Raw genomic sequence first — 21,449 nt, 5'->3', positions numbered from 1 at the left:
TACAGGTTTGCAACAGAGCAATGGGTTCTGGATAGTGCGAAGCTATTCGAAGACGGTGCCGGTTTTGGGATCGGTGCCGCAAACTCTCACCACATCCACTCGTGCGTCAGCTAACGGTCAGGTCAACCTACCCTGACAAACAGCTGGCATCTCACGCCTCCAAATTTGTTCCTTTTTTGTTTCCGCTATTGCTTGGCTGGCCCGGCTCGCTACGAAATGATGAGTGCCACTTGGGGAGGGATTCCTTTGAAACTCAAGACAGCTTATGCGCGGTTCTACAAATCCTTCAACTTCGACCATGCACGCAAACTCGATGCTCGTGTTCAGCAACAGCCATGGGAAGTCTTCCGGGAGCGATTTTATCCTTATGTGACAGTTGAACTGGATCGGCGCATCACCACTGTCGTTGGCGCGAACGAATCCGGCAAAAGCCATTTGCTCGGTGTCATCAAGAAAGCGATCACTGGCGATGAGATCGAGCAGCGTGACCTATGTCGCTATTCGCCTTTCTTTGGCGTAGCGAAGGGGCAGCGCTGCTGGCCGCATGTAGGGGTTGGATGGGATAGCGTCTCCCTGGACGAAGCCAACGAGATCGCCCAAGTCCTCGACGTCACAGATACCGCGTTTGGTCGCTTTTTGATGTTCCGCGAAGAGCCAGCGACATTGACGGTGTGGATCCCCCGCGGCGACAGTTTCGAAAAGCATGAGCTGACCGAGGAGCAGACCCGGCAGATCGAGCAATTGGTGCCCCGTCCGTTTGAGATCGACTCCGAAGTCGCTCTTCCCAACTCCGTGCCGTTTTCCTTCCTTGAGAAGGGTGGCGATGCGCCGGCGGCGACCTACTCGCGCTCGATGATCGAAAATCTGATCGGCGCGATCGGTGTTCTCCGTCCGCTGATCAACGGAGGTGCCGCCGCCGTACAGCAAAATGCTGGACAGGTCGTGAGTGCATTCGCGGATTTGTCAGTGCCCATGGCTGAGCATGTCGGCGAGAGAACCCTAAAATCGTTGGAGCTTGGCCGCAGTCTGCTTCTAACCTTGGGCGATATCGATCCGAACAGCTTGGCGGAACTCGCGCATGGCATCGACCAGCAGCATGACGGCTATGTTGGCGGATTGCTGGAATCCGCCAACCAGCAGCTCGATCGCAAGCTCAATTTTCGGCGGTACTGGGTGCAAGACAGGGATTTCAGCCTCAAGGTCTCGACACGCGATCGTGAATTGGTCTTCGTCATCAGCGATCGCACTGGTACAGTCTACACCTTCTCCGAGCGAAGCAGCGGGCTGCGCTATTTCCTGTCTTATCTGATCCAGACGCAAATCCATCGCCCTGCATCGGGGCGGGAGTCTATCCTGTTGATGGATGAGCCCGATACCTATCTGTCTGCCGAGGCGCAGCAAGATCTGATGCGAGTGTTTCGCGATCTGGCAGAGCCTGAACCCGGCATCGAGCCAATCCAGGTCGTCTATGTCACCCACTCGCCGTTCTTGCTTGACAAGAACCATTCCGAGCGCATCCGTGTCCTAGAGAAGGGGAGTGGCTTCGACGGCACCCGTGTGGTGCCGAGCGTCAGTCGCAATCATTACGAACCTTTGCGATCGGCTTTTGGCGCCTTCGTCGGTGAAAGTGCATTCGTGGGTTCGGTCAATCTGTTGGTCGAAGGGGCCGCGGATCAGATCATCCTGGCGGGCGCGGCCAATCTGACACGCCTGAAATCGCCAGGCATCGAGGACGACACTCTCGACCTCAACCGGATGGTCATCGTGCCAAGCGGATCGGCGGAGGAAATCGGTTATACCGTGTTTCGAATTCGTGGACAGGGTGCGGACAAGCCGCCTGTGGTGGCCTTGCTCGATGGCGATGAGGAAGGGGTATCAGCGAAGGCGGATTTCATTAAAGACCAGCGACTGAGAAAGCTCATCAAGCCTGAGAATATTCTCGATCTTGCGCAATTGGGCGAGAATGTCGAAGGTTGGCCCGCAGCGCCTGTGATCGAGGATCTCGTGCCGATTGCTCTTGCGCATCGGGCGATGGAGCAGGTGATCGAGGAGGTGACCAAATTTCGGGAAGGTGCGCCGCCGAGCATCCCCCTCTCGGCCATCGAGGTAGAATTGATGAACGGCGGTTCGATGCTGGATGCCATCAATCGGGAGGTGAAGCGCCATAAAGGCAGGATCGACAAGATCGCATTTGCGAAAGCCCTTGTCGAAGTATGCAATCAACCCGAGGCTAGGTTGCGCGCGCATGTCGACCAGTTTCTCGATCGCATGCGGGTTGTCTTTCGTGCGGTCAACGAAGCGGTCCGGCGCGCCAGCGATGACGCAGCGAACAAGAAGCTCGAGACCTTGGTCTCCGAGCGGGTTGCCTTATTCAGGGTTGATCATCCCAATCATGCGACGCGCGAACAGGCGATGATCGCGCTCCGCCAGATTGAAGCGCAGCTGGATGATTCTCCCGAAGCGGAAGCGATACGTAACGCTATGGTTCCTATCCGCCGTGACCATCATCTGCACGAGGATCCAGCCGCGCGTGTCGATGCCTATATGTCGTTCTTGGAGCAACTCGCCGGGCTGAAGCATGCTTGGCGCGCGCAACTGTCAGCTGATAAGCAGACCGCAACTGTGAGCACGCAGCAACAGCCGGTAGAGCGAGCCAACGGCAAGGCGCGGCAGTCCGCCAAGGCGCGGAGCAATGCCCGTAGCAGCAAGTCGCGGGCAACCGATCCGGTCAACACTTCGTCTTCGGTTGCCTGACAAAGGGGGGGCGGGAGTCAGCCGCCTTCCGTCTTGGCGGCTACAACCGCATGCGGATCCCGCCACAGGGGACTATTCGCTCGACCGAATAAATTATAGCAGAGGCTGAAAGCGGAACTTCCGCTGCTGAGGATCAACAATCTGTCATTGAGCGTCCGACTAGGGTCGGACCTGCACCTTTCATGGCGGAAGGGCGATGGCCCTGCAGCCCTGACCCGAGAACGCAGCGACATCTTCGCTCTTTCGATTTATTCCGGGAAAAACGTTCCCGCACGCAAGGCTTGCCCTTCATTGGATGTCGAACTAGCCGAAACTTTTAGCGCGTCTCCTCAACGATTTTCCGGATTCGCAACGCGGAATCAGCGCTGATACCGAGGTCGAGCGACAGCCTGAAAAACTCGTCACAGGCTTGGCGCGGCTCCAATTCGTGACGGCGGACCAGCGCCCGGGCAAACTTGCCGAGATCCAGCGCATCGCCAAACGAAACCATATCTGGGTCACCGGCCTCGTCCTCGAATGCCTTCATCACCTCATCAGGCAGCTTCGCACCGAATAGCATGTAACGCAGATGCTTTACGAACCCTGGGTGGATGTAGGCTTCTGCGCCAACGCTGCCATTGCGCGCGAACATCTGCTCGCGGGACTCTTTTCGGCGCCCGTGATGATACTCGGGGTCAGTCCAATATCTCACACGGTGATCCGGCAGTCCGCCTCGTTCGCCCAAGGATTTGAGAAGATCGACGATCGGCTCGCGGTTGGCGAGGTAGGCCTCGTGACGATCAGAACGGTTGCTATAGCCGTCGCCAAAATCGATTCCGGCGACCAAAGCCTCTTCGCTATCGGTAAGGGCCACCCGAAATTTGCTCATGCGTTCCTCGGCAATTTATCGTATTTCGCAGCGAAAGTCATAGCGGGAAGTCCATGCTGCAATGCATTCAGAAGCATTGCCACGCGTTAACCGGCAGCAGCCTCCAGACTGCAACTGTCGTTATGACCACGCCGAGCGACAGGACACCGCCGACGACAAGGAGGGCGGCACGGTGCCATTTGATGCGGGCATGGAGATCATCGAACACATCAGAGAACTGATCCGCGATCGAAGCAAAATCGTCGATGAGACGGGTGCTTTGTCGCTTCACCTCTGTCGCGATGACGTTGAGCGTCTTCCATTGGTTCAGTCCGGCGATCCCCAGCATCATCGCGAAGACGATCGCACCGATAAGCACACCAAGGTTCGTCCAAAACTCAAGACCGCACGACGGCGGGACCTTTTTGAGCTGAGACACCACAACGATCGTCGCTACGGGAATGCCGAGCAGCTGACCTTGGATATCAACAATTGTCTTGTGGATTTTGCCGACGAAATCCAGCCGCGCGGTTTCAACCTCGTTGCGGATCTTCGAATACGAGAAGCTCGACGTGAAGAGCCGGTATCCCTTCTCTACCTCATTGGCGAGGCGGTCGAGATTGCGGATAAGGAAACCGAACCTGTCCTTCTCTCGCAGCGAACGCACCATTTCGATGATGGTGGTTTGCAGGATCGTTCGCTTCTCATCCAGGTGCAGTTCGTCCGCGAACAGCTTCGTCAGCCGATCGCCCTGACCGACGACGTCACCGCGAAGATCCACCGAACCGAATTGGATCGGGACGACGACCTTTTCTTTGCCGATGAAGATGAGCTGACGCATCGTTTCATCGACCAGCGAAGCGCTATCCCGAAGGATGGTGAGCACGTTCAGGACAGCACGGTACGCAAGCAGCTTCGGGGGGACAGGGCTGTCGCCCGACGCATAATGCTCCTTCTTGATGTAGTACCGTTCGGGTTCCGCGAGCACCGCACCTGGTGCCTTGAACAGATCGTCGAAGGTGGGCACCAAAAGGCCCATCTTCGCCACATTGGGCCGCCCGATCGTTACAGAAACTTCTGACCCAACGATCAGATCATGGCCATTCTCAACGGAAATCTGGGCATCGTTATAGTGTGCGTCGATGTCCATGATGGAGGTCAAAACCACCACCATGTGATCGTTTTTGATGGTCAGGACGTCGCCGTTCTCATCGTCGAACCGCGTCGCGCGGTATATCTCGACGAGATCGGCAAACGTAACGTCAGTCACTGATCATCCCTTCGGCGCGCATCTGATTGATCAGCTCGATCGGCACATCCATCAAGGTAAGGGATTTCTTGTCCTTGTCGAATACGACGATTCTCTCGTCGATCGCTTCACGCGTAAATTCGACCGACCACATCTTCGTTTTGGCGGTCACTTTCACAAGGGCTTTCAGGGCGCTCGCATTCGGCACGTACCCTTCGTTGAGCTGGCGATCCGTATGGGCTAGGAATTTCGACAGTCTGGTCGGGTCTTTAGGCATTAGGCGATTTGCCATGGCCTCGAAATCTACAGGCTCCTTCGCCTTGTTAGCCTTGCCCAGATAATCGAGGGCGTCCGACAGGAACGCCGTCGCCTCCGTGTCGACCATCTTCTCGCTAACCGTGAATTCCTTCAGCGCCTCTACAAGCCTCTGAGTATCCTTGCGTTCCAAAACGGCTGAATCGCAGCCAAGGAAATCACGGAAATAGTCGGATATCGAGCCCTTCCCCTTCAGAAAGCTGAGATAGCGATCCTGCTCGTCCGCCCAAGCGGTCAAATTGATGCGGCCGGCGAAGCGAAAGCCATCGAGATCGAGGTGCTCGACGTCCTCCATTCCATGATTTTTGGTCAGGGCCGCGCTCAGCTTATCTGTGACCACCGTGACGAGCAGGAAGTCTGAACCATCGCGGCGGAAGTGAGCGAAAAACACGTGCCCGCCGACCGAAGCCGATTTCTTGCCCGCTTCCCGTGCCAAATTATCCATCATCCTAGCGGTGAGGTCGAGGAAGTCCTTCTCCTTGGACTCGACATAGGCGCGGATCTGTCCCTCGGTCGGCGACCCTTCTGCGGGGGTGAAACGACCGTGGGACTTAGACGTCCGGCTGTTGTATAGATCATAGATCGTGGAGATGACACGAAGCGTCGTGTCGGTCACTTCAAGCAGGTTTTCGGATAGAACGACGGAATAGCCAGCGTCGTCACGATTCAAGTCATGAATCGCAAGCGCGATAATCTCGGTCACCAATAATCCCCCCGACGTCCTAGAAATCTGACGGACGTGATCAATCTCTTGGGACGTCCGGTTGTGCCGCGAAACTTTGGAACACGAGCTGGCGATAAGCAAGACCGCACAGCATCGGCTGGTGATATCCCCCCTTAATCTTGGAAGAAAATTCAGGTATTCGGGGTGCATGCGGCATTGACGGGCATCTCAACTTCGCCGTCATGATCGATTGGTTGACCGTCAAGCTTAACCGGACCGTCCGTACTTGGGAAAAGAAAAATCTTGGCTGAGCGACTGCAAAGGGTCGACGGTGTCCACGCGTCCCGGCATGTCGCTATTTGAATTCGGCTGTTTCAGCAGGGCGCATGGCGATGAATTTCGCGGCATCGATGCCGCGTGTACGCAGGCCCGCCGTTACTTGGCGGGCGGGTTCATCCCAAGGTTCGTCCGTCAGCTTGAATGTCCCCCAGTGCATACCGACAGCTGCTCGTGCTTCCAAGTCCAGCATGATCTGGATGGCATCGTCCGGATCGGTATGCTGGGCTGCCATGAACCAGCGCGGTGCATAGGCACCGATCGGGAGGATCGCGACATCGACCGGCCCGAAGCGCGCCTGCAAGTCGCTAAAGATCGCACCTGTGCCATAGCCCGTGTCGCCGGCGAAATAGACGGTCCTGCCGAAGAGCTTCAGCATGAAGCCGCCCCACAGGGCCATGCGGCGATCGCGGGTGCCGCGGGATGACCAGTGCAAGGCCGGCACGATATGCGCTTCGGCACCTGGGGCGATGTCGAAGCTGTCGAACCAGTCCCCCCGTTTCGACGCGTGCTTCGGGAATGTGGCGACGAATTATGCTGTCATTGCCCAACGGGGTGATGATCCTTGGGGCATGCCGTTCCTGAATATCCCGGAGGGTCGCAACGTCGAGATGATCGTAATGATTATGGGACAGCAGGATCACGTCGATGGGCGGGAGGTCGGTCATCCTGATAACCGGCGCGGTCACGCGGCGCGGCCCGGCAAAGGCGATCGGGCTGGCACGGTGGGACCATACCGGATCGGTCAGGATGTTGAGCCTGCCCGTCTGGATCAACAGGGAGGCATGGCCAACCATGGTGATGGACAATCCCTCTACCCGTTCCGCCGGAACGATGGGCGACACCGGCATGGATTTCGGCCATCTGGTCCGGGGGGCGCTGCGATACCAACGCAAGATATCGCGCAGCGACCGGTCTGTTTCCGGCTCTCCTTCGAGGTTCGTGAAACGACGCCCGTCGAAGTGGGCTGAGACGGGGCCGGAGTAATAACGGTTCGGGGATGACATGGGCCGTCGCTTCACAGGGATCACTCTCCTTTGGCCCAGGCGATGGCGTCCGCCCCGGCCGGCAGCACTGCGGGACAGTCCGTGTCGGTCGCCGCACGGAAGATCGCGTCCGCAACGTCCGCTGCCACCGTAACCGGGCCATTGGCCGCTGCCATCATCGCGGCCAGTGTCTGCTGTGCATAGTCCGCATAGGGTTCAGGGAACCCGCCGGAAACACTTACATTGCTCCGGGCGGTGCTGTTGAAGCTGGTTGACGGCGCCATGCCGGGCATGACGACGCGAACGCGGATGCCGAAGGGCGCCAGTTCGTGTGCCGCCGATTCGCTGAGTGCATTCATGGCCGCCTTGCTTGCGCGATAGACCGACAGCAGAGGCAAGGGTTTGTAGAGCGAACTGGAACTGACGTTGACGATCACGCCCGAACGCCGCTCCCGCATTCCGGGAAGGACGGCCTGCATCATGGCGATTGCCCCGAACAGGTTGGTTTCGAACACCTCGCGCACCGTCTCGAGGGGCGATCCCTCGACTGCGTTCAGCCATCCGATACCGGCATTGTTTACCAGCACGTCGATCGCTCCGGCCTGCCCTATCGCAGCCGCAACGCTGCCTGCATCGGCAACGTCGAGCGGAAGGACGTGCAGCCGGTCCGACATCGGGAGTGTACTGGCGGCCGGGTTGCGCATGGTCGCCACGACGCGCCAGCCCTGGTCGAGGAAATGAACGGCAGTCTCGCGACCGAAGCCGGTCGAACAACCGGTGATGAGGACGGTCTTCATAGTAAAACTCCTTGCAGGGGATCGTTCGTCTCCCTTAGATATGAAAGATCCTTCAGCTTTAGTATTCGCATATGAGCCGCCCAACGCCTGCACTTCTGAAACCGCGCAAGACGCCGCAGCAGACGCGATCTGCCGTGACGATCGAGGCCATTCACTGCGCGACTATTCAGGTTTTGCTTACAGGGGGTGTCGGACGTTTGACCACGACGCGGGTTGCCGAGCGCGCCGGCGTTTCTGTGGGGACGATGTACCAATATTACCCTCACAAGCAGGCTCTGCTCTTCGCGCTCGTCGAGCGTCAATTCAACCTGATCGAAACGGCTATGAGGGACGCTACTACCCAATTGATGGGCGGAGACCTCAGGACGATCGCGCATGGCGTTGCCACGGCCTGGCTGGACGCGAAGATGGCGGACATGGTCGCTTCGCGCGCGATATACGGCATCTCTGCCGAATTTGACTTGTCGGAACTAATGAGCGGGGCGGCGCAGACCATGACGGCGTCGATCGATGCGTTGCTCGCCAGCGCCTGCGATGCGCAATTCGCCGACCGGCAGTCCGTGGCTTTCATGCTCGCGGCGGTGCTGGGCGGGTCAGTCAGGGTCGTCATGGAGGCGGACCCTTCAGAGGAGAATTTCGCGCGATTGCGGCGCGAACTCCCCGAGGCCTGCCACGCTTATCTTGTCTTCGCCAGTCGGAGCGTGAAAGGATAAGCCGACTTTTCGCTTATCGGCGCAGTCAATTTGCCATTTAAGGTCCGGAATGGGGCGGTGGATGCTCATTGCTCGAAAATGCCTCATTTCCGGAACTTTGTGCATTCGAAAATGATTCTCGCAGGTTGCTCAATCCCATGGGCCTCGGCGCTGTACGACACGGAAGCGGAGCAAAAGTAATGAAACGTTTGTCTGGAGCCCAGCCCATAGCGATGGGCCCGTTTCCTATGTTGCTCCAGACCTGTCGGCTCGCTTCTCTGATGGCAGTCGGTTTCCTCACGATTTCGGCTCATGCACGCGAATACCGCCATGACCTGAAGGTCGTAGGTTCAAATGCCACGTGCGGATCTCGATGATCGCGCTCAATTGAAGCATCTGATCGTCGGTCGTGGATGTCTCTTAATGTAGGTGGTCGATAATGCGGGAGGCGAGGCAGCCAACGGGCGTATGTATCCAGTTTCCAACTCGAGGCGGTGAGCATCGCCTCGATCTCCACCTAGAAGCGCGGCGACTGGCCATGAAGTTTTAAGCAGTCGCTTATTTCCTATCACGAGGCTATTGCAGTTCGATGGGAGCAGCGAAGTAGAGATGACCAGGAAGCGAAAGAGTGACGAAAGCGCCGGAACCAAGAAGGCCATCCTGGACGCTACTCAGCAGATAATGTGCAACGAGGGGTATGCCGCCGTCAGTTCGCGGCGAGTGGCCGAAGTGGCCGGCCTGAAGTCGCAGCTCGTCCATTATCATTTCGGTACGATGGACAATCTTATGCTCGCCTTGTTCCGCCGCGCGGAGGAGGATTTTCTGGCTCGCCAAGTCCGTTCACTCACATCGACGAGCCCGCTGCGCAGCCTTTGGAAGGAGTCTCTCCAGCAGGCTGATGCGCACCTGACCATTGAATTTATCGCTCTGGCGCGCCATTCCGAGGCCATTGGTAACGAAGTCCGGCGAGCGAATGAAACGACCAGAAATATCCATAGCATGATCATCGCAGGCGCATTGGAGCGTGCCGACATTAAAGGCGCGCCGGCACCGGAAGTCGTGGCCTTTTTCATTGCGGCCCTGAGCCGAACGCTCGGAACGGAAGAAGCCTTGGGAACGTCGCTGGCCCATGAAGCCGTTCACACGTTCGTCGAAGACCTGCTCAACAAGCTTGAACCGGCATCTAACCCGTAATGGGAAGCCGAAATGGTTGCCGCTCGACGCTTCGGCCGCCAGCACGCCGGGGCGCCGTGCCGTGCACAAAGCGCGCTTAAATTATCCGATCGCATGATTGCTGTCATATAAATATTGAGCGAGTGCTTAAATTCCGATAGGAGAGATTCGGGCAGCGGGCCCAAGTTCCGCGCCATGAGGAAGAGGGGCATGGGGCCAGTGGATTTCGAGGGGCTGTTCACGCCGTTTCCGCTCGGCAAGTTCATCCTGCCCAATCGTTTCGTCTTTCCGCCGATGGGGCTCGAAGTCTGCAAGAATGGCATCCCCGGCGACGACTCTGCTGAATACTACGCCCGGCGCGCTCAGGGCGGCGCGAGCCTGGTTATCACCGAGGGGGCCTACATTGACCATCCCGCCTCGGGCGACAATCCGATGCTGGGCCGGATCCGTGGTGAAGACTCGTGGGACGCTTGGCGCAATGTGGCCACCAAGGTCCACCGCGAAGGTGGTCTCTGCGTGCCGGAGCTATGGCATGTCGGGCTGATCCCCAGCGGTCCGGATTTGCTCGCCGGCAAGGGTATAGTTTACCGTCCGGAACTCGGTCAGGTCAGCCCTTCAGGCTATATTGCACCCGGCCAGAAGGTCGCCGAAGGCATGACCCATGCGCAGATCAACGAAGTGATCGCAGCTTATGCTCGCAGCGCCGCGAAGGCAGTAGAGCTCGGGTTCGATGGCATCGAACTGCATGGCGCCCACGGCTATATCATCGACCAGTTTCTTTGGAAGGAACTGAACCATCGCACCGACCGCTACGGCGGGAGCCCGAACGCTCGCGGCCAATTTGCCGCAGAAGTGATCCGAGCCTGCCGGGCCCAACTCGAACCCGGCATGCCGATCATCATGCGGATGTCGTTCTGGAAGATGGCCGATTTCAATGCCCGCCTTGCCGAAACGCCGCAGGAGCTGGAAGACCTGCTCGAGCCGCTGGTCGATGCGGGCGTCGATCTGTTCGACTGTTCGCAGCGCCGCTTTTGGGAGCCGACCTTCGCTGACGACAGCGATCTGAACCTGGCTGGCTGGGTCAAGAAAGTGACGGGCGTGCCCAGTTGTACCATCGGTTCGATCGGGCTCGACATGGATTTCCTCGCCAGCCTGAGCGCCGACACAGTCGCGCCGCTCAACCTCGAGCGACTGGACGACTTGATGCGCAGGTTCGATCGCGGTGATTTTGATCTCGTGGCGGTCGGCCGAGCAATGATCGCCGAACCCGATTGGCCCCAACTCGTGCGGGCCGGCGCGTTCGACCACCTCAAGCCTTTCGCGACGAGCCTGATGGCAGACCCGCTGATGGCGCACGTGAAATAGCGGCGATAACGGGCCGGCGTGACTTGGCCCAGAAATTGTCAGGGAGAGGGTACGATGGCCAAGGCAACCGGCGGATCTGCGCTTTGTCCGATTGTCTATGGGCGTGCGCTGTCCGAAGAGCCTGGTCTCGGTGCTTTGACCTTGGGCGGCTATCTTCGCGAGGTCACTACGCGCTTCGCAGAGCGCGAGGCACTCGTCATGCACGAGGATGGCGACGAGATACGCTGGTCCTATGCCGATCTTTGGGACCGCGCAATGCAGGTCGCCCGCGGGCTTCGCGCGCATGGCGTCGGCAAGGACAGCCGTGTGGGCATCATGATGACCAATCGTCCGGAATGGCTCGCCAGCGTCTTCGGCGTGGCTCTTGCTGGCGGTGTTGCCGTGACGCTCGGCACCTTTTCGACGTCCACGGAGCTTGACTACCTGCTGCGCAGTTCGGCCGTGTCGATCCTTTTGTTCGAGGGGAAGGTCCTTAAGAAAGACTTCTGCGAAATGCTGGCCGAATTGGAGCCAGCCCTCAGGCAGAGCGCTCCCGGCAAGCTGGTTTCGCAGAAATATCCATTCCTGCGCCGTCTGTTCATGGTGGGGTCCACTTTGCCAAGCGGTGCGATCGAAGCGTGGGACGAACTTCTCGCGAGCGCGGCATCAATACCGGCGGCAGTGATCGATGAAGCGGCTGCTGCGGTTCAGCCGCATGAACTGGGCGCCATCCTCTATTCGTCGGGCTCCACGGCGCTACCGAAAGGCATCCTCAATACCCATCGCGGCATGTGCATCCACTTCTGGCGTTGGCCGCGGATGTTCGGCTTTGCCGAAGATGTCAGAAGTTGGGCGCCGAATGGCTTCTTCTGGTCGGGAAATTTCGCAACCGTGCTGGGGGCCACGCTTTCGTCGGGCGGCTGCCTCGTCCTGCAATCGGCATTCGACCCAGTCGCCTCGCTCGAACTGCTTGAGAAGGAGCGCGTCAACTATCCTGTCGTCTGGCCCCACCAGGCCAAGCAAATGCAGGAGGCGCCGAACTGGGGAACGGTCGACCTCTCTGCCATGAAATATGTAGATTTCGCTCTGCCACTTGGCGAGCATCCGAAAATTCACAGCACATGGTCGGAACCGGTCTGCAACTATGGCAGCACCGAAACTTTCACAGTCACGACCTGTTATCCAAATTCCTCGCCCGAAAATATCCGCGGCCGCAGTTGGGGGGAGGTATTGGCGGGCAATGCGATGAAGATCGTCGACCCCGAGACCGGAAAGACCTTGCCGCGCGGAAGCCGGGGAGAGATTGCGGTCAAGGGACCGACATTGATGCTTGGTTATCTTGGCATCGACCCTGCCCAGACCTTCGATGCCGACGGATTCTTCCGCACAGGTGACGGCGGCTACCTCGACGAGTTGGGGCGCCTCCAATGGGAAGGCCGCCTTTCCGACATCATCAAGACCGGAGGCGCCAACGTTTCGCCGCTCGAGATCGACGCGGTGCTGGAGAAATGTCCCGGCGTCAAAGTAGCCCGGACGATTGGCGTTCCGCACGACACCTTGGGGGAAATCGTGATCGGCTGCATCGTCCCGGAGGAGGGTATCGTCCTCGACGCTGCAACGGTTCGGAATTTCGCCAAGAAATCCCTGGCGAGCTACAAAATACCACGGGAGATCCTTTTCTTGCATGAGGAGGAACTGGTCCTCACCGGCAGCGCCAAAATCAGGTCGTCCGAGTTACGAAAGCTGGCGTCTAGCAGGCTCAGTCGGGAGTGCCCGTCATCGAATTGAAGATCCGCATGACCAATCAGGAAGGCGTCCCATTGGTCGACGCATCGGCGCAAGTCGGGCTGCTTGCCTGACAGGCGATCACGAACAACACGAGAGGATCAGGAAAATGGGGCTCCTCGAAGCGCATGCCGCACTGAAGGGTAAAGTTGCCGTGGTCGTCGGCGGCTGCGGAGAAATCCAGGGGCGGGCCTATACACTGGCCCTGGCCAAAGCCGGCGTCCATATCGCCGCCTGCGACAATCACGAGGACGAGGTGGCCTCGATCGTGCCCGAGGTTGAAGCGCTGGGTGTACGAATTCTGGCCTATCATGCCGACGTCGCCGATCCGGCAGCGCTCGACGCGTTCTACGATCGCGTCGAGCAGGACTTCGGTCAGATCGATATCGTGGTCAACGTGCCCACGCACTGCAAACGCTCGCGGTTCGAAGACTCCACGCACGAAGACAACGCGCGAGATATTCGCATGAATTACGGATATATCCTCGACAGTTGTCGGCGCGCGATACCGCTGCTGCGCAGGAGCGGCGGTGGCAGCATAGTCAATTTTACAACGATCGAGGCGCATCGGGGCGCTGCAACCTTTGCGGTTTATGCCGGAGCCAAGGCGGCAACCACGAACTTCAGCAAGGCGCTTGCGGTGGAATTGGGTGCGGACCAGATCCGCGTCAACCTTATCGCGCCGGACACCTCGCCGGCAAAGACGTCGAATGGGTCGTTGTACCCGGAAGATTTTGCGAGGATCGAGAAGCTTGGGCCCGAAACCCTTGCTGAAGCGTCAAAGATCTATGTCCCGATGAAACGCGATCCGACGGTCGAGGATCTCGCCAACGGTTTGCTGTTCCTGGTGAGCGACCTCTCGCGCTCCATCACCGGGACGACATTGCATATCGACGGCGGCACGAGCGCGGGTGGTGGTTGGATCGATTGGCCAGACGACGGGTTCATGCCCGCTCCGCTTGGCGGCTCCATCGGCCGGCTCTTTTCTCGAGGTTGATCAGATGAACGAACAGGAACCGATCATCCTCCACGGCGTGATGAGCCCCAATGTCGTCAAAGTGGCGATCATGCTGGAAGAGCTGGAATTGCCCTATGTCCTCCAGCATGTCGCGCTGTTCAAGGGCGAGCAATTCACGCCCGAGTTCCGCAAGCTCAATCCCTTGGGCAAAGTTCCGGTCATAGAAGATCCGGCGCTTGGCAAGCCGCTCGCTGAATCCGGTGCAATCCTGATCTGGCTGGCCGAGAAACACGGGAAATTCCTTCCGGCGCAATCTCCAGATCGTTACGAAGTGCTCCAGTGGCTGATGGTGCAGATGGCCGGAATCGGACCGATGCTTGGCCAGTATACCCATTTCCGTTTGCTCCCCGAAGGCGCCGAGCCTTATGCTTTGGGCCGCTACGCAGCGATGGCCAAGCGGCTCTACCAACTCCTCGAGGACAGGGTTGCGGACCGCAAATGGATTGCCGGCGACGCCTATTCGATCGCCGACATCGCCACATTCCCTTGGGCGGAATACCTCGAACGACATGGCCTCGCGATCGACAGCTATCCGGCGATGAAGCGCTGGCGGGAGGCAATCGCCGACCGCCCTGCCGTCCTTCGCGCCAAGGCGAGGATTGTGCGGGAATTTGCCGGCCCCTCCGCGACGACCATGACCGCTGCAACTAGCAGTGATCTCGACAGGTTCTTTGGCCGCACTGATGAAGTGCCAGTGCAAGACTTTACTTCAGTAAAGAGGATGAGCTGACGCAAATCGTCGTAGCGATCAAAGGGTTGTTTGTCGTTTGATCGCATTACAGTATTTTAGATGTTAAGAAACATGCGGTAATAATTGAGTAGTTGCAGAAAAAATCAAATGCCGCGGCCAAGCGGCAATAATATTGGGGAGAAGGCTATGTCTAGAACGCGCACGATGTTCTCTAGCATGACGGCCATCGTCGTCGCACTCGCCACTGCCAATCCGGCCTTTGCCGATGAGCAGCCTGTCAAACAGCCCGATGAGCAGGGCAGAGGCACCGTCAGCGTCGCACCGGGTGATATCATCGTTACGGCGCGCAAACGCCAGGAAACCCAGCTCGACGTTCCGGTGATCGAACAGGTCGTGTCATCCGAGACGCTCGCCCGCCAGCAGACCCTCGATCTCAAGGATCTCACCAAACTCACCCCCGGCCTGATGATCGGAACGGCGGTGCTGTCGATCGGCCAGCAGGTTACCTTGCGCGGTGTGGGGACCAGTTCGTTCGATCCCGGAATCGACCAGTCGGTGTCGCTCAACATCGATGGCCTTTCGCTTGGACAAGGCCTTGCTTTCACCAGCGGCATGTTCGACGTTGGCCAGGTGGAAGTGCTGAAGGGGCCGCAATCGCTGTTCTATGGCAAGAGCAGTCCCGGCGGCGTGATCGCGATCCACACCGCCGATCCGACCGACCAGCTCGAAGTCAAAGGCTCTGCCGGCTACGAGGCCGAGGCGCATGCCATGCGTTTTGAAGGTGTCGTCTCGGGGCCTTTGAGTGATACTCTGAAGGCCCGCATCGCCGGCGTCTATTCGAAAACGGACGGTTACTATTACAACGATGCGGTCATACCATCGACGGCGACGTTCTCACCGGCGCCGGGCGTGTCGCTCCCGGTATCGGCGCTGGGCGGCCTGTCCCCGCGCTTCAGCCGAACCGGTCGCGGCGACAGCTATCAGGTTCGCGGCACATTGATCTGGGATCCGAGTTGGAGATTCAACGCCAAGCTCAAGGTCAACCTTGTCCACGACAAGAGCTACAATGCCGAAAATGGCCAGCTGAAGTCCTGTCCCGATGGAGTTGGCGGGGTACCGGCCTACGGCAACGCACCGTTCATCAACCCCAACGACAACTGCAAGCTCGATCGCGTCGGCTACATCGTGGGCATGAATCCGGCGAACTTTGTTGGCTTGGGCAAAGACAACGAAACTTCCTATATCGAAAGCACGCAGCGCTACGGTGTATTGGAGCTGAATTACAACCTGACCGACGATGTCACCGCGACTTCTGTGACAGGCTATTACAACTTGCACTCGGACAGCGCCCTGAATCCGTCACTGTCAGGATTTTCCGGTCCGCTTCTTGCCGTGACGAACCCGCGTTTCCGGCGAAGCGACTTCACTGAAGAAGTGCGTTTCAACAGCAACTTTTCCGGCCCGTTTAACTTCACCCTTGGTGGTTTTTACCAGGACGGCAAGGTTTCCGATCGGGTGACACTATACGCCAACAATTTTTTCGTTCCGGCGGCCGCAAGCGGTATTCCGCTGCAGGATGGGCTCAACCGGTTTGACATCGAAACGTACTCCGCCTTCGGTCAGGTGCGGTACAAGATAACACCGGAGATCGAACTGGCGGGCGGCGTGCGCGTAACCAACGAAAAGCGGGAACAGGACCCGTTGCTTTACTATTCACTCACGAATCTCGGCGCTGGACTGCCAGTGACGCCCACCACCCCCTACATCGTCCCGGTAAAGACGCCTCGCGTGAATTCGACCCGATCATCCCCGGAAGTGACGATCACGTACAAGCCGACGCAGGATCTCAACATCTTTGCCTCTTACAAGGTGGCTTACAAGTCGGGCTCTTTCAGCATCGCGACTCCTCAGACACTTAACGCTGATGGCTGGTTAGACAATTCTTTCGGTGATGAAAAAGTCACCGGCTTCGAAGGCGGGATCAAGGGCCGTACTTTCAACAACCAACTGAGCTTCACACTTGCAGGTTTCGACTACAAGTACACTGGCCTGCAAGTTGGCGGCATTGAACCCACGGTTGGATCGATACCGGTCATTCGGACGGTCAATGCCGGTAGCGGCCGCAGCTACGGTGCTGAGGCAGAAGCTCATTTTCGCCCCGCTGCCCTGGAAGGATTGACGCTCAATGCGGCAGTAAATTACACGCACGCCCGGTTCAAGACGCTCAACAACGTTCCTTGCTACGGCGGCCAGACAATTGCCAACGGCTGCGACCAGGAATTTGTACCGTCGCCTGATCAAGCATCCCCCGGTGCAGGCGCGGTGACGGTCAACGGTTTGAAGGGCTTCTATTTCGCCCAGGACCTGTCCGGCTCCCCGTTTTTGCGTGCACCTGATTGGAGCGGGAACGTCGGCTTCGACTACGAGATACCGATCGGCAACTGGAAGTTGATCGTTTCCAATAACAATTATCTGACCTCGAAATTCCTCACTGGTCCCGGTAAGCGCGAAGACTTTTATCAGAGTGGTTATGCGAAAGTTGACGCAGGCCTGACCTTGCAGGGGCCGGACAACCGTTGGGAAGTGGCGTTGATTGGCAAGAATCTGACGAAACAATATACGGCGAGCAATTGTTCACCGTCGAACTTCCAAAATGGCCTGCTTGGCGGTCAGATCACCGGCGGCAACGCTGCCGGGCCGGCGGGCGTCGATGAGATGCTGTGTTATATGGATCCAGGTCGCGAATTGTGGATCAGACTGACACTGCGACCATTCGGCTGAAGGATATTAGCGTGTTCCAATTACGTGAAATCACCCGAGTGGAGAACGCGTCAAATGCGCTGCCCTTTGCGGCGTGGTTTGTCGGCTGATCAGAGCGGAAGCGACAACTGTTGGTCTTTGGGTTGTGGGGTTTCTTTCTTCGTGCGATCGGACCTCGTACGATCGGACCAGGACTCTTGGGAAGCCTGCCGCATCAGATCCTCGCTCCACGTCTGACACAAGGCGTGCGCAGTCGTGGGCGAGCCTTGCGTCCAGGTCCGCCAATCTTCGGGGCGCAAGATTACCGGCATGCGGTCGTTGAGGTCGGCCATCGCCTCGTGGCCGGGCACCATCATCATCGAGAAGACGTGTCCCCATTCGTCGCTTCGCCGCCAGATCCCCGCGAGCGCAAAAACCTCTTCGCCGGGGACCGAGAACCAGGTGCGGGTCATCCGGCCCTGCTTGCCTTCGGCTTCAGCCCAGGCATTGACCGGAATGAGGCAGCGGCGCCGGGCGAAGCTGCCACGCCAGAAGCGCGAGCCGATGTTTTCCGTGCGCACGTTGTAGATTGCATGGGGTTTGAGGGGCTGACCTGTCACCGTGCTGAGTTCGTTGCGAGGAAATCCCCACGCCATGGCCCGAACCTCGTTGTTGGCGATGACGAGACCGGGATCGGTTGGGGCGACCACTTCAACGACGTTGGCGCCCGCCGCCGCCTCGGTTCCGAATAGCGCGGCAATGGCGCTCGCAGGCGTGGTCAGGCGATAGAGGTTGCACATGCTGGAATGATGAGCCGGGCACCGGCGGAGTCAATCTTAGTGCCCGAATGAAATGGTCGGCATTCCATAGCTGCTGACGGTTCCGTCAGCCAACCGCAGCGTTGGAGATCAACCGCAGATCATGTGAACATGACCCATCGGACGAAAATAGGCAGCTGCAGTGACCATGACGCCTGACAACTGAACCAGCGGAATGCGGGGCAAATCGCGGCGGGACAATGTTTCAGCCAGCCAGAAACCCGCCCGCAAAAGGTCGCCGAGTCCGCCGGGCGTAACGTCAAAATGCCCAGCTCGCCAAGGCCTGGTAATCGATGGCCCTTGGATGTTTCTAGTGAGAACATATAGGGAACATGATATGCTTCGTTCCCTCGATTCGCGAAAGGCTCACGACCATGGCACCACACCCGCGCAGCGTTGCGCTATCCGACAGCGACCTTCTGACGCTGGGTCGTCACTACTTTCAATCCGCAGATCGGCAGGACGCATCGCATGCGGATCTCGTGACGTTGCGGGATTTCCTGCCGGCGGTTCTACATCGCTTGCAGGCAAAGCTCGAAGGTACGGATGATCTCGTTGAGTCAGAAATGACCGACCTGCAGCAACCCGACTTGTTCGGGCCCACAACGAACGCGAACGTAGAGATTTCGGAGAGCCGGGGCTGAGTTCATCATGAGGTTGCCGTGTCATGCGCTGGTCCAAGGACGGCGTGATGGAGCCGACCAGCATTTTCGAAGCGGCGAGTTTGCAACGGTCGGTGAGGGCGGTTTGCGGATGCGGTCACGCATCCCATTTCGAGGCGCATTGCCTGTGGTGGCATTTCCAGCGGCGGGGATGGAACGATCGCTTCGGGCCGGCGCGAAATCGATTCTGGTGCCGCGTGTGCCGCTCGAATTTCCGCAAGAAGATCCGTCCCGTGAAGCTGGAATCGGCGTCGCCAACGAAAGGCGATTTTGAACTGCCGTGGCCGGATGAGCGACGATGGAAGGAAGAAATGAGGCGCGTGCGATGAAGGAGCACCCAATGGACGATCGAGCGAAGGTGCTGGATGATCTCAGGCGCGAGGTAGGCCGGATTTGCGATGGCAAGGGCGACTGGCAGGATTTCACCAAGCCGAAGGACTATCGCGCGTTTACGCCGGCGCCGAAGGACAGCAGGTTGAACCCGCCGAGCACGGCCGGCGAACCAGGCATGCCCAGTAGTCATCCGGCCCAGCGAGGCTCGTTTTGCGGGTGGTTGGTGCGCCAGGCGGATCGTGGCGGCTTCGTAGGTGGCCTTGCGACTGCAGCAGCGGCCGACCGGGCGTTCCCGCGTGACGGCGATGTTGAAGCGGCGCGACGGTGGCTGCAGGGAGCGAGGGCAAGCGGCGATGATTGGGAGGCACTCGACGACGCCGAACTGGATTGGCTTGCCCTATGAGTGCCGAGCTTCACGATTTTCCCCGCGTCGGCTTCCTGCTCGGGCCAAAGCATTGTCGGGCGCCGAGCGGCGATTTCCAATCCCTCTGCCGTCGGCCAAAGGGGCATCAGGGCCAGCACGAAATGGCACGCTGGGAGGGGATTCCGGGTCAGGTCACCATGGGCCGAGGGGATGACCATCCCGTTTCACGGATTCATCGGCTAGGGCGCAGAGTGTGTATTTATTTGCGCATTTCTGTTGTACGGTAACGCCGATGGCGAATGGGATGAGCCGGCCTTGATCAGCCACCAGCGTTCCCGTGCCGCCTGGAATGCGGCAGACAGGTTCAAGATGAAGTACTTTTACGCGATCATGCACAAGGGGGAAGACAGCGCTTATGGCGTCACCTTCCCCGATTTTCCGGGATGCTTTTCGGCAGCGGACAACGAAGAGGATGTGCTGCCCAATGCCAGCCATGCATTGGAACTCTGGCTCGACGATCAGCCGGTTGTGGAGCCGAGCCAGCTTGACCACGTTCGCGCTGTGGCAGCGGAGGAGATCATGGCCGGCGGCACGCTGATTGGCGTGCCGTACATCCGCAACGATCACCGAGTGGTTCGCGTAAACCTGTCCATCGAACGCGGTATCCTTGAGGCCATCGACAAGGCTGCGGCAGAGCGGCGTTTAACCCGGAGTGCCTTTCTCGCCCAGGCTGCTCGCAACGAGATCCTGGGCACGCGCTGAAACGTTGCGGTTAGTGCGCGTGCACCCGCTCTCTCATTGCCGTAAACGAAGGGACGCGCATATGCCTGCCTAAATTCCGGTGCTCGCTTTGTATGGCCACCGCAGCATTCGATGACCGGCTTCAGCCTATCGTCAGCCCTGCGGCGCCGATCCCTGCGATGGCAGCTTCTTCGTCTTTATCAGAGAGGTCTCCGGTCACGCCTACCGCGCCGATGAGAGTGCCGGTCGAAGACCTAATGAGCACGCCGCCCGCTGCTGGAATGAGATTGCCATGCCAAGCGTTGCTGAGGGCAGCGACAAACTGCGGGCGTTGTTCGGCCATCTCTCCTAGGCGACGGCTCGGGATCCCCATTGCGAGGGCGCCGGCGGCTTTGCCTTGAGCAATCTCGGGCCGCCCGTACGCCGCGCCGTCCTCGCGTTCCATGGCTACGAGGTGCCCTCCAGCGTCCAGAACGACGACAGTCAAGGGAGCAAGTCCCATCTCACGCCCTTTCGCGCGTGTTCCCGCGATGACGGCGCGGGCCGAATCCAGGTCAATCATTGGCGTTTCCTTGGGTGCCCGATATCGGGAGTTGGCTCGAATGAATGGGAATGCGCGGTTTGGATGCCGGATCGCAATCCTTGCGGCTTGAGGAGCACAATTACCGCCCCCGCGAACCGCATGGTGCAGAGACTGTGACGAGCCCTTGCTTTATCTGCGGGAGGTCTCAGGGCCATGCTCGGAGGCAGACCTCACTCTTCTCTAAATCGTATGTCACGAGTAGCGGCGGGTCATCTCTTGGGCGATATCCCGAGCTATATGCAACGCGCCGGAGCTTTGTAGCCTTTCTCACGACGCGTTGGTCACTTAGCTCATGGTTCCTCGTTGGCAGGACGTCACCAGAAAAGGAGCGAAGTTAATGGCCCAGATCCCGCATGCTGAAGCAGCCACCTGCCAGGTGGTCGTGTCCGGCGAGACATTTGATGTCACTATCTGCGAGGTCGCTCGAACAGTATTTGTGGCGAAGGGGACCTGCAAGGGGAGGGAGATCGAAACGACCGGCGGTACCCGCCAAAGCGTGCTTGCCCACTGGCGACATCTTGCCGGTCGTTCGAGCGACTGAACGTGGCCTTCGCGCGA

19 protein-coding genes and 1 pseudogene are annotated in these 21,449 nt (G+C 58.8%); 13 read left to right on the top strand and 7 right to left on the bottom strand.

Going from position 1 to position 21,449, the window contains the following annotated elements:
- The first annotated feature begins 246 nt into the window (after positions 1–246).
- Positions 247–2,754: an ATP-dependent nuclease gene (locus WBP07_RS21895; RefSeq protein WP_395395979.1), complete on the top strand. Its 2,508-nt coding sequence runs from the start codon at positions 247–249 to the stop codon at positions 2,752–2,754.
- Between the two features lie 316 nt (positions 2,755–3,070).
- Here WBP07_RS21895 and WBP07_RS21890 read toward each other — a convergent pair whose 3' ends face one another.
- From WBP07_RS21890 to WBP07_RS21870, 5 genes and pseudogenes are all read right to left on the bottom strand, one after another.
- Positions 3,071–3,622, bottom strand: a complete 552-nt coding sequence (locus tag WBP07_RS21890; protein ID WP_395395978.1) for a hypothetical protein — start codon at positions 3,620–3,622, stop codon at positions 3,071–3,073.
- Positions 3,623–3,689: 67 nt separating this feature from the next.
- Positions 3,690–4,871: a hypothetical protein gene (locus tag WBP07_RS21885; RefSeq protein WP_395395977.1), complete on the bottom strand. Its 1,182-nt coding sequence runs from the start codon at positions 4,869–4,871 to the stop codon at positions 3,690–3,692.
- On the bottom strand, positions 4,864–5,868 hold the full coding sequence (locus tag WBP07_RS21880) for a nucleoid-associated protein (protein WP_395395976.1): 1,005 nt from the start codon (positions 5,866–5,868) through the stop codon (positions 4,864–4,866). The genes WBP07_RS21885 and WBP07_RS21880 overlap by 8 nt, the downstream gene beginning before the upstream one ends.
- Before the next feature lie 316 nt (positions 5,869–6,184).
- Positions 6,185–7,172 (bottom strand): annotated as a pseudogene (locus WBP07_RS21875) (MBL fold metallo-hydrolase).
- Between the two features lie 20 nt (positions 7,173–7,192).
- Positions 7,193–7,948 (bottom strand): SDR family oxidoreductase, encoded by a 756-nt coding sequence (locus WBP07_RS21870; protein WP_395395975.1) that lies wholly within the window; start codon positions 7,946–7,948, stop codon positions 7,193–7,195.
- A 71-nt stretch (positions 7,949–8,019) separates the two neighbouring features.
- Here WBP07_RS21870 and WBP07_RS21865 point away from each other — a divergent pair, with 71 nt between their 5' ends.
- From WBP07_RS21865 to WBP07_RS21835, 7 genes are all read left to right on the top strand, one after another.
- Complete coding sequence (locus tag WBP07_RS21865) at positions 8,020–8,661, top strand: TetR/AcrR family transcriptional regulator (protein ID WP_395395974.1); 642 nt, start codon at positions 8,020–8,022, stop codon at positions 8,659–8,661.
- Positions 8,662–9,249: 588 nt separating this feature from the next.
- A complete protein-coding gene (locus WBP07_RS21860; RefSeq protein WP_395395973.1) occupies positions 9,250–9,834 on the top strand; it encodes a TetR/AcrR family transcriptional regulator in 585 nt (194 codons plus the stop codon).
- Between the two features lie 189 nt (positions 9,835–10,023).
- Positions 10,024–11,178 (top strand): 12-oxophytodienoate reductase, encoded by a 1,155-nt coding sequence (locus WBP07_RS21855; RefSeq protein WP_395395972.1) that lies wholly within the window; start codon positions 10,024–10,026, stop codon positions 11,176–11,178.
- 54 nt (positions 11,179–11,232) lie between these two features.
- Positions 11,233–12,945: a class I adenylate-forming enzyme family protein gene (locus tag WBP07_RS21850; protein WP_395395971.1), complete on the top strand. Its 1,713-nt coding sequence runs from the start codon at positions 11,233–11,235 to the stop codon at positions 12,943–12,945.
- Positions 12,946–13,051: 106 nt separating this feature from the next.
- Entirely contained in the window at positions 13,052–13,939 is an 888-nt protein-coding gene (locus WBP07_RS21845) for an SDR family NAD(P)-dependent oxidoreductase (RefSeq protein WP_395395970.1), read from the top strand.
- A gap of 4 nt (positions 13,940–13,943) precedes the next feature.
- Complete coding sequence (locus tag WBP07_RS21840; protein WP_395395969.1) at positions 13,944–14,690, top strand: glutathione S-transferase family protein; 747 nt, start codon at positions 13,944–13,946, stop codon at positions 14,688–14,690.
- A gap of 177 nt (positions 14,691–14,867) precedes the next feature.
- Positions 14,868–17,432, top strand: a complete 2,565-nt coding sequence (locus tag WBP07_RS21835; RefSeq protein WP_395395968.1) for a TonB-dependent receptor — start codon at positions 14,868–14,870, stop codon at positions 17,430–17,432.
- 89 nt (positions 17,433–17,521) lie between these two features.
- On the opposite strand, the gene WBP07_RS21830 is transcribed toward WBP07_RS21835, so the two are convergent.
- The gene (locus tag WBP07_RS21830) at positions 17,522–18,190 is read right to left on the bottom strand and encodes an SOS response-associated peptidase (RefSeq protein WP_395395967.1); all 669 of its coding nucleotides are present in this window, start codon (positions 18,188–18,190) and stop codon (positions 17,522–17,524) included.
- Between the two features lie 350 nt (positions 18,191–18,540).
- On the opposite strand from WBP07_RS21830, the gene WBP07_RS21825 reads away from it, so the two are divergent.
- From WBP07_RS21825 to WBP07_RS21810, 4 genes are all read left to right on the top strand, one after another.
- Positions 18,541–18,852 (top strand): hypothetical protein, encoded by a 312-nt coding sequence (locus WBP07_RS21825; RefSeq protein WP_395395966.1) that lies wholly within the window; start codon positions 18,541–18,543, stop codon positions 18,850–18,852.
- A gap of 23 nt (positions 18,853–18,875) precedes the next feature.
- A complete protein-coding gene (locus WBP07_RS21820) occupies positions 18,876–19,199 on the top strand; it encodes a hypothetical protein (protein ID WP_395395965.1) in 324 nt (107 codons plus the stop codon).
- Positions 19,200–19,210: 11 nt separating this feature from the next.
- Complete coding sequence (locus WBP07_RS21815; RefSeq protein ID WP_395395964.1) at positions 19,211–19,606, top strand: hypothetical protein; 396 nt, start codon at positions 19,211–19,213, stop codon at positions 19,604–19,606.
- Between the two features lie 330 nt (positions 19,607–19,936).
- On the top strand, positions 19,937–20,329 hold the full coding sequence (locus tag WBP07_RS21810; protein ID WP_395396502.1) for a type II toxin-antitoxin system HicB family antitoxin: 393 nt from the start codon (positions 19,937–19,939) through the stop codon (positions 20,327–20,329).
- Positions 20,330–20,450: 121 nt separating this feature from the next.
- Here the strand turns inward: WBP07_RS21810 and WBP07_RS21805 are convergent, their stop codons facing one another.
- A complete protein-coding gene (locus tag WBP07_RS21805; protein ID WP_395395963.1) occupies positions 20,451–20,870 on the bottom strand; it encodes a heme-binding protein in 420 nt (139 codons plus the stop codon).
- 358 nt (positions 20,871–21,228) lie between these two features.
- Between WBP07_RS21805 and WBP07_RS21800 the strand changes: the two genes are divergently transcribed.
- Positions 21,229–21,432 (top strand): hypothetical protein, encoded by a 204-nt coding sequence (locus WBP07_RS21800; RefSeq protein WP_395395962.1) that lies wholly within the window; start codon positions 21,229–21,231, stop codon positions 21,430–21,432.
- Positions 21,433–21,449: the final 17 nt, after the last annotated feature.

The organism is Novosphingobium oxfordense (genome assembly GCF_044029435.1).
GTDB lineage: Bacteria > Pseudomonadota > Alphaproteobacteria > Sphingomonadales > Sphingomonadaceae > Novosphingobium.
The sequence above is the reverse complement of the archived record's forward strand: the minus strand, read 5'-3'. Positions and strand labels throughout refer to the sequence as shown.

Excerpts from the sequence above, each read along its gene's own strand:
- WBP07_RS21810 (WP_395396502.1), top strand. The coding sequence starts at position 19,937 with ATGAAGTACTTTTACGCGATCATGCACAAGGGGGAAGACAGCGCTTAT.
- WBP07_RS21825 (WP_395395966.1), top strand. The coding sequence starts at position 18,541 with ATGATATGCTTCGTTCCCTCGATTCGCGAAAGGCTCACGACCATGGCA.
- WBP07_RS21855 (WP_395395972.1), top strand. The coding sequence starts at position 10,024 with ATGGGGCCAGTGGATTTCGAGGGGCTGTTCACGCCGTTTCCGCTCGGC.
- WBP07_RS21830 (WP_395395967.1), bottom strand. The coding sequence starts at position 18,190 with ATGTGCAACCTCTATCGCCTGACCACGCCTGCGAGCGCCATTGCCGCG.
- WBP07_RS21800 (WP_395395962.1), top strand. The coding sequence starts at position 21,229 with ATGGCCCAGATCCCGCATGCTGAAGCAGCCACCTGCCAGGTGGTCGTG.
- WBP07_RS21865 (WP_395395974.1), top strand. The coding sequence starts at position 8,020 with ATGAGCCGCCCAACGCCTGCACTTCTGAAACCGCGCAAGACGCCGCAG.
- WBP07_RS21840 (WP_395395969.1), top strand. The coding sequence starts at position 13,944 with ATGAACGAACAGGAACCGATCATCCTCCACGGCGTGATGAGCCCCAAT.
- WBP07_RS21805 (WP_395395963.1), bottom strand. The coding sequence starts at position 20,870 with ATGATTGACCTGGATTCGGCCCGCGCCGTCATCGCGGGAACACGCGCG.
- WBP07_RS21835 (WP_395395968.1), top strand. The coding sequence starts at position 14,868 with ATGACGGCCATCGTCGTCGCACTCGCCACTGCCAATCCGGCCTTTGCC.
- WBP07_RS21850 (WP_395395971.1), top strand. The coding sequence starts at position 11,233 with ATGGCCAAGGCAACCGGCGGATCTGCGCTTTGTCCGATTGTCTATGGG.
- WBP07_RS21815 (WP_395395964.1), top strand. The coding sequence starts at position 19,211 with ATGGACGATCGAGCGAAGGTGCTGGATGATCTCAGGCGCGAGGTAGGC.
- WBP07_RS21820 (WP_395395965.1), top strand. The coding sequence starts at position 18,876 with ATGCGCTGGTCCAAGGACGGCGTGATGGAGCCGACCAGCATTTTCGAA.
- WBP07_RS21845 (WP_395395970.1), top strand. The coding sequence starts at position 13,052 with ATGGGGCTCCTCGAAGCGCATGCCGCACTGAAGGGTAAAGTTGCCGTG.
- WBP07_RS21870 (WP_395395975.1), bottom strand. The coding sequence starts at position 7,948 with ATGAAGACCGTCCTCATCACCGGTTGTTCGACCGGCTTCGGTCGCGAG.
- WBP07_RS21860 (WP_395395973.1), top strand. The coding sequence starts at position 9,250 with ATGACCAGGAAGCGAAAGAGTGACGAAAGCGCCGGAACCAAGAAGGCC.
- WBP07_RS21890 (WP_395395978.1), bottom strand. The coding sequence starts at position 3,622 with ATGAGCAAATTTCGGGTGGCCCTTACCGATAGCGAAGAGGCTTTGGTC.